At 58.5% G+C, this 13,758-nt stretch carries 8 protein-coding genes and 1 tRNA gene; 6 read left to right on the top strand and 3 right to left on the bottom strand.

Going from position 1 to position 13,758, the window contains the following annotated elements; all coding sequences use genetic code 11:
• Positions 1-5: 5 nt before the first annotated feature.
• The 3 genes from spoT to recG are packed head-to-tail and all read left to right on the top strand — an operon-like array spanning position 6 to position 4,899.
• The gene (spoT, locus tag L383_RS04995; protein WP_014881976.1) at positions 6-2,120 is read left to right on the top strand and encodes a bifunctional GTP diphosphokinase/guanosine-3',5'-bis pyrophosphate 3'-pyrophosphohydrolase; all 2,115 of its coding nucleotides are present in this window, start codon (positions 6-8) and stop codon (positions 2,118-2,120) included.
• A gap of 4 nt (positions 2,121-2,124) precedes the next feature.
• Positions 2,125-2,814 carry a tRNA (guanosine(18)-2'-O)-methyltransferase TrmH gene (gene trmH, locus L383_RS05000; protein WP_014881975.1) on the top strand — a complete coding sequence of 230 codons (690 nt, stop codon included), beginning with the start codon at positions 2,125-2,127 and terminating at the stop codon, positions 2,812-2,814.
• Positions 2,815-2,817: 3 nt separating this feature from the next.
• Positions 2,818-4,899: an ATP-dependent DNA helicase RecG gene (gene recG, locus L383_RS05005; protein WP_032629793.1), complete on the top strand. Its 2,082-nt coding sequence runs from the start codon at positions 2,818-2,820 to the stop codon at positions 4,897-4,899.
• A gap of 2 nt (positions 4,900-4,901) precedes the next feature.
• Here recG and gltS read toward each other — a convergent pair whose 3' ends face one another.
• Complete coding sequence (gltS, locus tag L383_RS05010) at positions 4,902-6,104, bottom strand: sodium/glutamate symporter (protein ID WP_014881973.1); 1,203 nt, start codon at positions 6,102-6,104, stop codon at positions 4,902-4,904.
• A 224-nt stretch (positions 6,105-6,328) separates the two neighbouring features.
• On the opposite strand from gltS, the gene xanP reads away from it, so the two are divergent.
• Together xanP and L383_RS05020 are read left to right on the top strand one after the other, a co-directional pair.
• Positions 6,329-7,720 carry a xanthine/proton symporter XanP gene (gene xanP / locus L383_RS05015; protein WP_023331713.1) on the top strand — a complete coding sequence of 464 codons (1,392 nt, stop codon included), beginning with the start codon at positions 6,329-6,331 and terminating at the stop codon, positions 7,718-7,720.
• A 118-nt stretch (positions 7,721-7,838) separates the two neighbouring features.
• Positions 7,839-9,527: an AsmA family protein gene (locus tag L383_RS05020; protein ID WP_032629635.1), complete on the top strand. Its 1,689-nt coding sequence runs from the start codon at positions 7,839-7,841 to the stop codon at positions 9,525-9,527.
• Positions 9,528-9,644: 117 nt separating this feature from the next.
• Here L383_RS05020 and yicI read toward each other — a convergent pair whose 3' ends face one another.
• Positions 9,645-11,963: an alpha-xylosidase gene (yicI, locus tag L383_RS05025; RefSeq protein WP_023331711.1), complete on the bottom strand. Its 2,319-nt coding sequence runs from the start codon at positions 11,961-11,963 to the stop codon at positions 9,645-9,647.
• 12 nt (positions 11,964-11,975) lie between these two features.
• Positions 11,976-13,367: a glycoside-pentoside-hexuronide family transporter gene (locus L383_RS05030; protein ID WP_023331710.1), complete on the bottom strand. Its 1,392-nt coding sequence runs from the start codon at positions 13,365-13,367 to the stop codon at positions 11,976-11,978.
• Between the two features lie 291 nt (positions 13,368-13,658).
• On the opposite strand from L383_RS05030, the gene L383_RS05035 reads away from it, so the two are divergent.
• Positions 13,659-13,753 (top strand) — tRNA-Sec (locus L383_RS05035).
• Positions 13,754-13,758: the final 5 nt, after the last annotated feature.

Below are 13,758 nucleotides of genomic sequence, written 5' to 3'. Positions count from 1 at the left end.
CGCCCTTGTATCTGTTTGAAAGCCTGAATCAACTGATTCAAACCTACCTGCCTGAAGACCAGATTAAGCGTCTTCAGCAGGCGTATCTCGTTGCACGTGACGCTCACGAGGGCCAGACACGTTCAAGCGGTGAACCCTACATCACGCACCCTGTTGCGGTAGCCTGCATTCTGGCCGAGATGAAACTCGACTACGAAACGCTGATGGCTGCTCTGCTGCATGACGTGATCGAAGATACCCCTGCCACCTACCAGGATATGGAACAGCTGTTTGGCAAAAGCGTTGCCGAACTGGTGGAAGGGGTCTCTAAGCTTGATAAGCTGAAATTCCGCGACAAGAAAGAGGCGCAAGCCGAAAACTTCCGCAAGATGATTATGGCGATGGTGCAGGATATCCGCGTCATTCTCATCAAACTCGCTGACCGTACCCACAACATGCGCACGCTGGGCTCACTTCGCCCGGACAAGCGTCGCCGCATTGCTCGTGAAACCTTGGAAATTTACAGTCCGCTGGCGCACCGTTTAGGTATTCACCACATTAAAACCGAGCTGGAAGAGCTGGGTTTTGAAGCGTTATACCCGAACCGCTATCGCGTCATTAAAGAGGTGGTGAAAGCCGCACGCGGTAACCGTAAAGAGATGATTCAAAAGATCCTCTCGGAAATTGAAGGGCGTTTACAGGAAGCGGGCATTCCGTGCCGCGTCAGCGGTCGCGAGAAACATCTGTACTCGATCTACTGCAAAATGGTGCTCAAAGAGCAGCGTTTTCACTCGATCATGGATATTTACGCGTTCCGCGTGATCGTCCACGATGCCGATACCTGCTATCGCGTGCTGGGGCAGATGCACAGCCTCTACAAACCGCGTCCGGGACGCATGAAAGATTACATCGCCATTCCAAAAGCGAACGGCTATCAATCTTTGCATACCTCGATGATCGGTCCACACGGCGTGCCTGTCGAAGTGCAGATCCGCACCGAAGACATGGACCAGATGGCAGAGATGGGTGTCGCCGCTCACTGGGCGTATAAAGAGCACGGTGGCGAAAGCAGCACGACTGCACAGATCCGCGCCCAGCGCTGGATGCAGAGCCTGCTGGAACTGCAGCAGAGTGCGGGTAGCTCCTTTGAATTTATCGAGAGCGTGAAATCCGATCTCTTCCCGGATGAGATTTACGTTTTCACCCCAGAAGGTCGCATTGTCGAACTGCCTGCGGGCGCAACGCCGGTCGACTTTGCTTACGCAGTACATACCGATATCGGGCATGCCTGCGTGGGCGCACGCGTCGACAGACAGCCTTACCCGCTGTCTCAGCCGCTCTCCAGCGGCCAGACGGTAGAAATTATTACCGCACCGGGCGCACGTCCGAACGCGGCCTGGCTGAACTTTGTGGTGAGCTCCAAAGCGCGCGCCAAAATCCGCCAGTTGCTGAAAAACCTCAAGCGCGACGACTCCGTCAGCCTGGGACGCCGTCTGCTCAACCACGCGCTGGGTGGTAGCCGTAAGCTGGCTGAAATTCCACCAGAGCATATCCAGCGCGAACTCGACCGCATGAAGCTCACGTCTCTGGACGATCTGCTGGCGGAAATTGGTCTCGGTAACGCCATGAGCGTCGTGGTGGCGAAAAACCTGCAGCAGGGCGAAGCGATACCTTCTGCTCCAGGCGCATCCGGCCACGCTCATCTGCCAATCAAAGGCGCGGACGGGGTGCTGATCACCTTCGCGAAATGTTGCCGTCCAATCCCAGGTGACCCGATTATTGCGCACGTCAGCCCCGGCAAAGGGCTGGTTATCCACCATGAATCCTGTCGTAACATTCGCGGCTACCAGAAAGAAGCCGAGAAGTTTATGGCGGTCGAGTGGGACAAAGAGACGGCGCAGGAATTTATCACCGAAATTAAGGTGGATATGTTCAATCACCAGGGCGCCCTGGCAAACCTGACGGCAGCGATCAACACGGCCTCGTCCAACATTCAGAGCCTGAATACGGAAGAAAAAGACGGCCGCGTTTATAGCGCCTTTATTCGTCTGACCGCCCGCGACCGCGTGCATCTGGCGAATATTATGCGCAAGATCCGCGTCATGCCGGACGTGATTAAAGTTACCCGAAACCGAAACTAGGTTTATGAATTCACAACGTTATACACGTATCTGCGAAATGCTCGCCAGGCGTCAGCCTGACCTGACGGTCTGCATGGAGCAGGTTCATAAGCCTCATAACGTCTCTGCTATCGTTCGTACCGCAGACGCCGTCGGCGTACATGAAGTGCACGCCGTCTGGCCGGGCACCCGCATGCGAAACATGGTGTCTGCTGCCGCAGGCAGCAACAGCTGGGTATCCGTCAAAACGCATCAGACGATTGGTGAAGCCGTATCGCACCTGAAAGGCCGCGGTATGCAGGTTCTTGCGACTCACCTTTCTGCTAAAGCTGTAGATTTCCGCGAGATCGACTACACCCGCCCAACCTGCATTTTGATGGGGCAGGAGAAAACCGGGATCACCCAGGAAGCGCTGGATCTGGCGGATCAGGACATCATCATCCCGATGATCGGTATGGTTCAGTCTCTGAACGTGTCGGTTGCCTCTGCGCTGATTCTGTATGAAGCGCAGCGCCAGCGCCAGAACGCCGGAATGTACGAGCGCAGCAACAGTATGCTGCCTGAAGAGGAACAGCAGCGCCTGCTATTTGAAGGCGGTTATCCGGTGCTGGCTCGCGTCGCGAAGCAGAAAAAATTGCCTTACCCCCACGTCAACGCGCAGGGCGAAATTGAAGCCGATGCCGAGTGGTGGTCCACCATGCAGTACGCCGGGTAAATGATGAAAGGCCGCCTGCTGGATGCCATTCCGCTCAATAGCCTGACGGGCGTGGGCGCGGCGCAAAGCAGTAAGCTGGCAAAAATTGGCCTGCATACCGTGCAGGATCTCCTCCTGCACCTCCCTCTGCGTTACGAAGACCGCACTCAGCTCTACAAAATTGGCGATCTGCTGCCTGCCATTTACGCCACCGTTGAAGGCGAAGTCCTGAACTGCAACATCACGTTTGGTGGACGCCGGATGATGACCTGTCAGATCAGCGACGGTACCGGCATTCTCACCATGCGTTTTTTCAACTTCAGCGCAGCGATGAAAAACAGCCTGGCGACAGGCCGCCGAGTGCTGGCCTATGGCGAAGCCAAACGCGGTAAATACGGCGCAGAGATGATCCACCCGGAGTACCGCGTGCAGGGCGACCTCAGCACACCGGAACTGCAGGAGACGCTTACGCCGGTTTACCCGACGACTGAAGGCATTAAGCAGGCAACGCTGCGTAAACTCACCGATCAGGCGCTGGAGCTGCTGGATACCTGCGCGATTACCGAACTTCTGCCCCCCGAGCTGGCACAGGGCATGATGAGCCTGCCCGAGGCATTGCGCACACTGCATCGTCCACCACCCACATTACAGCTCAGCGATTTAGAAAGCGGCAAACATCCCGCACAACGGCGTCTTATCCTTGAGGAATTACTGGCACATAACCTGAGCATGCTGGCGCTTCGCGCAGGCGCGCAGCGTTTCCACGCTCAGCCGTTAAGCCAGAATGATGCGCTCAAAGATAAGCTGCTGGCCTCTCTGCCGTTTAAGCCGACCGGCGCACAAGCGCGCGTAACGGCCGAGATTGAACGCGATATGGCCCTCGACGTGCCGATGATGCGCCTGGTGCAGGGCGACGTCGGGTCCGGTAAAACGCTGGTTGCCGCCCTGGCAGCACTGCGCGCGATTGCCCACGGTAAACAGGTGGCGCTGATGGCGCCGACTGAGCTGCTGGCTGAACAGCACGCCAATAATTTCCGCGCCTGGTTCGCGCCGCTCGGGATTGAGGTAGGCTGGCTTGCCGGGAAGCAAAAAGGCAAAGCGCGTCTTGCGCAGCAGGAAGCCATCGCCAGCGGCCAGGTGCAGATGATTGTCGGCACACACGCTATCTTCCAGGAGCAGGTACTGTTTAACGGCCTTGCGCTGGTGATTATCGACGAACAGCACCGCTTCGGCGTGCATCAACGTCTGGCGCTGTGGGAAAAAGGGCTACAGCAGGGCTTCCATCCGCATCAGCTGATCATGACCGCCACGCCAATCCCGCGCACCCTGGCGATGACCGCCTATGCCGATCTGGATACCTCCACCATCGATGAACTGCCGCCGGGGCGTACGCCGGTCACGACGGTCGCCATACCGGATACGCGCCGCAGCGATATCATCGACCGCGTGCGCAACGCCTGTACCCACGAAGGGCGTCAGGCCTATTGGGTCTGCACCCTGATTGAAGAGTCAGAACTGCTTGAAGCGCAGGCTGCTGAAGCAACGTGGGAAGAGCTAAAGCTGGCGCTGCCGGAGCTAAACGTGGGTCTGGTTCACGGGCGCATGAAGCCTGCCGAAAAACAGGCGGTGATGCAGGCGTTCAAACAGGGTGAGCTGCATTTACTGGTCGCGACGACGGTTATTGAAGTGGGCGTCGACGTCCCCAACTCCAGCCTGATGATCATCGAAAACCCGGAGCGTCTTGGCCTTGCTCAGCTCCACCAGCTGCGTGGGCGCGTTGGGCGTGGCGCAGTGGCCTCCCACTGCGTGCTGCTCTATAAAGCGCCGCTCTCAAAAACTGCCCAGATGCGTTTGCAGGTGCTGCGCGACAGCAACGACGGTTTTGTGATTGCACAAAAAGACCTTGAGATACGCGGCCCGGGCGAATTGCTGGGCACGCGTCAGACGGGAAATGCCGAATTTAAGGTGGCGGATTTGCTGCGCGATCAGGCCATGATCCCGGAAGTTCAGCGCCTCGCACGCCATATTCATGAACGCTACCCCGAACAGGCGGCAGCGTTAATTGAGCGCTGGATGCCGGAAACCGAGCGCTATTCCAACGCCTGATCTCAGGCAAACATCGGCAGCATCAGGTACAGCTTAATCACCAGCGCGTTGACGATATCAATAAAGAACGCCCCGACCATTGGCACCACCAGAAACGCCATGTGCGATGGCCCAAACCGTTCGGTGATCGCCTGCATGTTGGCAATAGCCGTTGGGGTTGCCCCCAGACCAAACCCGCAGTGACCCGCTGCCAGCACCGCTGCATCGTAGTTTTTCCCCATCAGGCGCCAGGTCACGAACATGGCGTACAGTGCCATAAACAGTGCCTGCACCGCCAGAATCGCCACCATCGGCAGCGCCAGCGAGGCCAGCTCCCACAGTTTGAGGCTCATCAGCGCCATCGCCAGGAACAGCGACAGACAGACGTTACCGAGCACCGATACCGCACGTTCAAACACGCGGTAGAAGCCCATCAGCGCCAGACCGTTGCTCAGAATGACCCCGATAAACAACACGCAGACAAAGGTCGGAAGTTCAAACGCTGTACCCGCCAGCCATTGCGCAACCACTTTGCCCACGGTCAGGCAGATGGCAATCATCGCGATGGTTTCAATCAGTACCAGCGAGGTGATGCTGCGCCCGACATCCGGCTTTTCGAACGCGGTGGGCACCATTTCATCGTCCGGTCTGCCATTCGGCGTGGTGGAATGTTTAACGAGATAACGGGCCACCGGGCCGCCAATCAGGCCACCCAGCACCAGGCCAAAGGTTGCGCAGGCCATCGCCACTTCCGTTGCGTTTTCAAAGCCGTAACGCTCGATAAACAGCTTACTCCACGCGGCTCCGGTACCATGGCCGCCTGAGAGGGTAATCGAACCTGCCAGCAGACCCATCAGCGGATCCAGCCCCAGCAGCGTCGCCATGCCGATGCCAATAGCGTTTTGCATCAGCAGCAGTCCCACCACCACAATCAGAAATACGCCGAGCACCTTACCGCCAGAGCGCAGGCTCGCCAGGTTGGCGTTCAGGCCGATGGTGGCAAAGAAGGCCAGCATCAGCGGATCTTTCAGGGACATATCAAAATCAATTTCCCAGCCCATGCTTTTTTTCAGTACCAGCAGGGCCAGCGCCACCAGCAAACCACCGGCGACAGGTTCAGGAATGGTGTACTTTTTCAGAAAGGAAACACTGTGTACCAGCTTGCGACCAAGCAGCAGAACCAGCGTTGCGGCAACAAGGGTCGACAACGTATCGAGATGAATCATAAAAGGCTCCTGTTATGCGCGTGTTCCATACACACGCGGCGTTATCCTGGCCGGTTTGCGCTCTTCATGAGCCACCGGCGCAAAAAGTGTAATTTTTTTTCCCGACGGGTTGTAGAAAACCTGCTCACAACGGCAGATTTTCTTCCCTTTTTTTGCTGGCAATCGTTTGCTTTTACCAGGTGGTCAGATAAAATGCCCGCTTTTCCACCGTGGGATTGCCGCCGATGTCCGTTAACACCATAGAGTCGCCTGATGCGCAACCGATTGCGCAGAAGCAAAATAGCGAACTGATTTACCGCCTTGAAGATCGCCCGCCACTGCCTCAGACGCTTTTCGCGGCCTGCCAGCATCTTCTGGCGATGTTTGTCGCGGTGATCACCCCGGCGCTGCTGATCTGCCAGGCGCTCGGTTTACCGGCGCAGGATACGCAGCACATCATCAGTATGTCCCTCTTCGCCTCTGGCGTGGCCTCAATTATTCAAATTAAAGCGTGGGGTCCGGTGGGGTCGGGATTATTGTCGATCCAGGGTACCAGCTTTAACTTCGTGGCACCGCTGATCATGGGCGGCACAGCCCTGAAAACCGGCGGTGCGGATGTCCCGACCATGATGGCGGCGCTGTTCGGCACCCTGATGCTGGCAAGCTGCACGGAGATGGTCATCTCCCGCGTGCTGCATCTGGCGCGCCGCGTCATTACCCCGCTGGTCTCCGGCGTGGTGGTGATGATTATCGGCCTGTCGCTGATTCAGGTCGGCCTCACCTCCATCGGCGGCGGCTATGCCGCAATGAGCGACCATACCTTCGGCGCGCCGAAAAACCTGCTGCTGGCGGGCGTCGTGCTGGCGATCATTATTCTGCTTAACCGCCAGCGTAACCCTTACCTGCGCGTGGCTTCTCTGGTGATCGCCATGGCAGCCGGTTATCTGCTGGCGTGGGCGCTGGGCATGTTGCCGGAGAACACCGTACCGACCAACAGCGCGCTGATCACCGTCCCCACGCCGCTGTACTACGGTCTGGGCATTGACTGGGGTCTGCTCCTGCCGCTGATGCTGGTCTTTATGATCACCTCTCTGGAGACCATCGGCGATATCACCGCTACCTCCGACGTCTCCGAGCAGCCGGTGTCCGGCCCGCTGTACATGAAGCGCCTGAAAGGCGGCGTGCTGGCGAACGGCCTGAACTCGTTTGTTTCTGCGGTATTCAATACCTTCCCGAACTCCTGCTTCGGCCAGAACAACGGCGTGATCCAGCTGACCGGCGTCGCCAGCCGCTACGTGGGTTTTGTGGTGGCGCTGATGCTGATCGTCCTCGGCCTGTTCCCGGCGGTGAGCGGCTTTGTGCAGCACATTCCTGAACCGGTGCTGGGTGGCGCAACGCTGGTGATGTTCGGGACTATCGCAGCGTCCGGGGTGCGTATCGTCTCCCGCGAACCGCTGAACCGCCGGGCGATCATGATTATCGCGCTGTCGCTGGCCGTGGGTCTGGGCGTTTCTCAGCAACCGCTGATCCTGCAGTTTGCCCCTGACTGGGTGAAAAACCTGCTCTCTTCCGGCATCGCCGCGGGCGGTATCACCGCTATTGTGCTGAACCTCGTTTTCCCGCCTGAAAAGAACTGATCCCCTTCACGGCAGGCAGTCAATGCCTGCCGTGACATCTATTTACACCATTCCCGCCTTGAGGATTGCGCATAAATCGTGCATAACTCCCTTATGTACGTTTGCGGGATGGAAGACCATGAAATTTATTGGAAAGCTGCTCGTCTATCTTCTGGTAGCCCTGCTCATTGTGATACTGGCGCTCTATATTCTGCTCCAGACCCGCTGGGGCGCGGCTCAGGTCAGCAGCTGGGTGACGGTGAATACCGATTACGAACTCAGTTTCGACAAGATGAATCACCGCTTTTCGTCGCCTTCCCATCTTATTCTGGAAAACGTCACCTTCGGGCGGGACGGTAAACCTGCCACGCTGGTAGCCAAAAAAGTTGATATCGGCCTGAGCAGCCGTCAGGTGACCGATCCGCTGCATATGGACACCATTACCCTTTTCGATGGCACGCTGAACCTCTCGCCGCAGACGGCACCGCTGCCCTTGCAGGCCGATCGTCTTCAACTGAGCAACATGGCCTTTAACAGCCCGAATACCGAATGGGATCTGAGCGCGCAGAAGGTGACGGGCGGCGTCAGCCCATGGCAGCCGGAAGCAGGCAACGTGCTGGGGAAAAACGCGCAGATTCAGATGAGCGCAGGCTCGCTGACCCTTAACGGCGTCCCGGCCACCAACGTGTTAATTGAGGGCCAGCTTAACGGTAAGGAGGTGGTGCTGAACACCATCGGTGCCGATATGGCGCGCGGTTCGCTCACCGGCTCCGCCCTGCGTAACGCCGACGGAAGCTGGGTTATCGATACCCTGCGTCTGAATGAGATCCGCCTGCAGAGCGACAACACGCTGACAGCCTTCTTTGCCCCGCTGGCCACCCTCCCTTCTCTGCAAATAGGCCGTCTGGAGGTCACCGACGCCCGGCTGCAGGGCCCGGACTGGGCGGTGACCGATCTCGATTTAAGCCTGCGCAACCTGACGATAAGCAAAGGCGACTGGCAAAGTCAGGACGGGCGTTTGTCCATGAACGCCAGCGAGTTTATCTACGGCTCGCTGCATCTGTTTGACCCGATCCTGAACGCAGAGTTTTCCCCGCAGGGTATGGCGCTGCGCCAGTTTACCTCCCGCTGGGAAGGCGGCATGGTGCGCACCTCCGGCAACTGGCTGCGCGACGGCAAAGCGCTGGTGCTGGACGATGTCGCCATCGCCGGTCTGGAGTACACCCTGCCGCAGAACTGGAAAACGCTGTGGATGGAGCCGCTACCGGAATGGCTGAACAGCGTCACGCTGCAAAAATTCGGCCTGAGCCGCAACCTGGTGATCGACATCGATCCCGCCTTCCCGTGGCAGATCACCTCCCTGGATGGCTACGGTGCCAACCTGCAGCTGGTGAAAGACCGCCAGTGGGGCGTGTGGAGCGGCAGCGCAACCCTGAACGGCGCGGCGGCGACCTTTAACCGCGTGGACGTGCGCCGTCCGTCGCTGGCGTTGAATGCCAACGCCGCCACGGTGAACATTACCGACCTGAGCGCATTTACCGAGAAAGGCATTCTGGAAGCGACGGCGACGGTTTCGCAGTTGCCGCAACGGCAAACCACCGTCAGCCTTAACGGGCGCGGCGTGCCGCTCAACGTGCTGCAGCAGTGGGGCTGGCCAGCGCTACCGGTGACGGGCGACGGCAATATTCAACTCACCGCCAGCGGCAGCGTGCAGGCCAATGCGCCGCTGAAGCCGACGGTGAACGGCAAGCTGAGCGCGGTGAATATGGATAAACAACAGGTAGAGCAGACGATGACGGGTGGCATTGTTTCAACACCCGTGCAATAAATAAGCCGGGTGGCGGTTTTATTCCCTCTCCCTGTGGGAGAGGGTCAGGGTGAGGGCATCAGACCGCATAATTACCGTAGGCCCGGTAAGCGAAGCGCCACCGGGCATTTTTACCGCTCAGAGGTGAACCACCACCTCATTCCCCTCCGCTTTTACCACCACGCCCCACTCGCTTCCCGCATGTGAACCGCCTTTCACGCCGACCACCTTCTGCACGTTGCGCAAGCACACCGACCAGTTTCGCGCCTCACCCACGCCGGTCAGGGTCACGGTATCGCCCTCTCGTGACGCTTTCAGCGTAAACGCCACCGCGCCGTCCGCCGCAGGCACTTCACTCACCGCCGTTGCGCCATCCTCCAGGTTAAACAGCTGGAAGGCCGTGCCCTCGTTCCACGCATAGTCTGGTTTCTGGCTGTTATTGCCCAGCGCCAGCAGGGTGTTATCGCGCACATAGACTGGCAGGCTGCGGAAGTCGTGCTGTTGCTTATGCCAGCGGCTACCCTGAATTTCGTCGTTATGCCACAGGTGCGTCCAGCGTCCTTCAGGTAGCCAGAACTGTACATCGCCCTCCTCTGAGAACACCGGCGCGACCATCACCGCATCCCCCAGCATGTACTGGCGGTCAAGATAATCGCACGCCGGATCGTCCGGGAACTCCAGCATCATCGCCCGCAGCATCGGCGTACCGCACTCGCGCGCCAGCGCCGCCTGACGGTACAGATACGGCATCATCCGGCACTTCAGCTGCGTAAAGTGGCGCACCACGTCGCAGGACTCGTCATCATACGCCCACGGCACGCGGTAAGATTTACTGCCGTGCAGGCGGCTGTGGCTGGATAAAAGCCCGAACGCGCACCAGCGCTTGTAGACGTGCGCCGGGGCGGTGTTTTCGAATCCGCCGATATCGTGGCTCCAGAACCCAAAGCCGGACAGACCGATCGACAGCCCGCCGCGCAGACTTTCCGCCATCGACTCATAGTTGGCGTAGCAGTCACCACCCCAGTGAACCGGGAACTGCTGCGCGCCCACGGACGCCGAGCGGGCAAACAGCACCGCCTCTTGCTCACCCACGGTCTCTTTCAGCACGTTCCACACCAGCGCGTTGTAGATGTAGGCGTAATGGTTATGCATCTTCTGTGGATCGGATCCGTCAAACCACTGCACGTCCGTCGGGATGCGCTCGCCGAAGTCGGTCTTAAAGCAGTCGACGCCGATGTCCACCAGGCCTTTCAACTTGTCGGCATACCACCGGCACGCTTCCGGGTTAGTGAAGTCATAAATTGCCAGCCCCGGCTGCCACTTGTCCCACTGCCACAGGGAGCCGTCCGGGCGCTTGAGCAGGTAGCCCTTCTCTTTCAGTTCGCGAAATACCGGCGACTTCTGGCCGATGTACGGGTTAATCCACACGCAGACCTTCAGCCCTTTCTCCTTCAGGCGGCGGATCATCCCTTCCGGATCCGGGAAGGTCACCGGGTCCCACTCGAAGTCGCACCACTGGAAGGCCTTCATCCAGAAGCAGTCGAAGTGGAAGACGTGCAGCGGCAGATCGCGCTCGGCCATGCCGTCGATAAAGCTGTTAACCGTCGCCTCATCGTAGTTAGTGGTGAACGACGTGGTCAGCCACAGGCCGAACGACCACGCGGGCGGCAGCGCCGGGCGTCCGGTGAACCGCGTATAGCGGTTGAGCACCTCTTTTGGCGTCGGGCCGTCGATCACGAAGTACTCCAGATACTCCCCTTCGACGCTGAACTGCACTTTGGAGACTTTCTCCGAACCCACTTCGAACGAGACATTTTCCGGGTGATTCACCAGCACGCCGTAGCCGCGGTTGGTCAGATAAAACGGGATGTTTTTGTAGGACTGCTCGGTGCTGGTGCCGCCGTCGCGGTTCCACGTTTCGACCGTCTGGCCGTTGCGCACCAGGGCGGTGAAGCGCTCGCCCAGACCGTAGACCGTTTCGCCCACGCCGAGGTCGAGACGTTCAAACAGGTAGTTGCGATCGGTGTTGGTGTCCTGCACGTAACCGTTGTTTTTCAGCTGGCTGCCGGTAATGCGCTGGCCGTTGCGCAGGAAGTCCAGCGCCCAGAACTCCCCTTTGGTCACGCGCACGCTGACGCTTCCGCTTTTCAGCTCGGCAAATTCCGCTTTGTTTTCAATCTCGACCTTCACGTCTTTCAGCACGTTCAGCGGGTAGTGCGGGCCGTTGTCCAGCGCACCCTGGAAGTGCTCGATGCGCACCCCCACAATCCCCTCCTGCGGGGCAAACAGGCGCACCGTGAACATGAGCGTGTCGAGCTGCCAGGTGCGCTCACGCACGTCGCGCGGCGCCACGTACACCACCAGGTCATTGCCCTGCTGTTCCACGTCGAACACCTGAACCGGATACGTCACGTTCAGACCCGGTTGAATAAGCCAGTTTCCATCACTGATTTTCATGCTTTCGTCCTCTTAGTTCTGCAATTCTTTGCTGACCGGCAGGTTTTCAAACTCCTGCTGATTGCGGCGCGCACCCTGCGCCAGCTCGCCCAGGATTTTGGTCAGGAAGGGGGTTTTCAGCGTGTAGTAGCGTTTGGCGATAATGGCGCTCAACACGTAGCAGACCGCCGGGGCCAGGGTAAACAGGCCGATAATGATGCTGATGGTCGCGCTGTTCTGGGTTTTGGCTGCCGCGTCGTAGCCGCCGCCTGCCAGCATCCAGCCGATCATCGCCCCGCCCAGCGCCAGGCCAAGCTTCAGCACGAACAGCGTGCCCGCAAAGCTGATCCCGGTCAGACGTTTGCCGTTGGTCCATTCGCCATAGTCGACGGTATCGGACATCATCACCCACTGGATCGGCGTCACCAGCTGGTGCAGCACGCCGATGACGAAGATAAAGGCGAACATCACCACGGTGGCATGCATCGGCACAAAGAACATCGCTACGCTGACCACCGCCAGCGCGGCGTTGGTCCACCAGAAGATGCTGACCTTACACTTCCAGTCGGTGAGCGGTTTCGCCAGCGCGGAGCCGATCAGGTTGCCGACGCAGTAGGTGGTGAGGAACGCGACGAACACTTCCGGCGAGCCCATGATCCAGGTGCAGTAGTACATCATCGCGCCGCCGCGCACGCAGACGGCGAGGATGTTGAGGATGGTCAGCACGCCAACGATGCGCCACTGATCGTTCCGCCAGATGTCGCGCAGATCTTCCCGCATGGCGGTGGTGCTCGGCGGCACCTGGATGCGCTCTTTGGTGGTGAAGAAGCAGAACGCCAGCATCAGGAACGCGACCACCGACAGGACGGCGATCCCGCCCTGGAAGCCGAACGCTTTATCGTCGCCGCCGATCAGGTTCACCAGCGGCATCATCAGCACCGTGGAGAGCATGCCGCCCGCCGTCGCCAGCACGAAGCGCCAGGATTGCAGGGAGATACGCTGCGTCGGGTCGTTGGTGATCACCCCGCCCAATGCGCAGTACGGGATGTTAACCACGGTATAGAGCAGGGTCAGCAGCGTATAGGTAATGGCGGCATACACCATTTTGCCGTTGAGGCTGAGATCCGGCGTGGTATAGGCCAGCACGCAGACGATGCCGAACGGGATGGCGCCGAACAAAATCCACGGGCGGAACTTGCCCCAGCGGCTGCGGGTGCGGTCGGCAATCAGCCCCATACATGGGTCGGAGATTGCATCCAGCGCACGGGCGAGCAGGAACATGGTGCCGACAAACCCGGCGGGAATGCCGAAAATATCGGTGTAGAAAAACATCATATACAACATGACGTTATCAAAAATGATGTGGCTGGCGGCGTCTCCCATGCCGTAGCCAATCTTCTCTTTTACTGACAATACTTCGCTCATCTTTTATTCATCCTTCACGCTGTAGGGGGCGCTGAGACCGGTTACATTGGTTTTAAACCATTGTTTCATGAGCGGGTATTGCGTTTTCTGGTTAGCAGATTACGTTTCTTGTTTTTTGTGATCGCGGTAAATGTCGGAGAGCACAAAACGCTAACCTGAGGATTTTCTTAAGAATTAACTGAAACAGGGGGGTACAGGTCAAAAGAGAGGTGAAAAAAGTGTGTCGGGGTATGTGGTAAATGCCTGAAAGTAGCTATAATGCGCCCCGCCTCCATGTAGCAATGCAGGCGCGGAAGATCGTCATCTCCGGTGAGGTGGCTGGACTTCAAATCCAGTTGGGGACGCCAGCGTTCCCGGGCAGGTTCGACTCCTGTGATCTTCCGCCAAAAAT

Origin of the sequence: Enterobacter sp. MGH 37 (genome assembly GCF_000534515.1) — a bacterium.
GTDB classification, from domain to species: domain Bacteria; phylum Pseudomonadota; class Gammaproteobacteria; order Enterobacterales; family Enterobacteriaceae; genus Enterobacter; species Enterobacter kobei.
The sequence above is the reverse complement of the archived record's forward strand: the minus strand, read 5'-3'. Positions and strand labels throughout refer to the sequence as shown.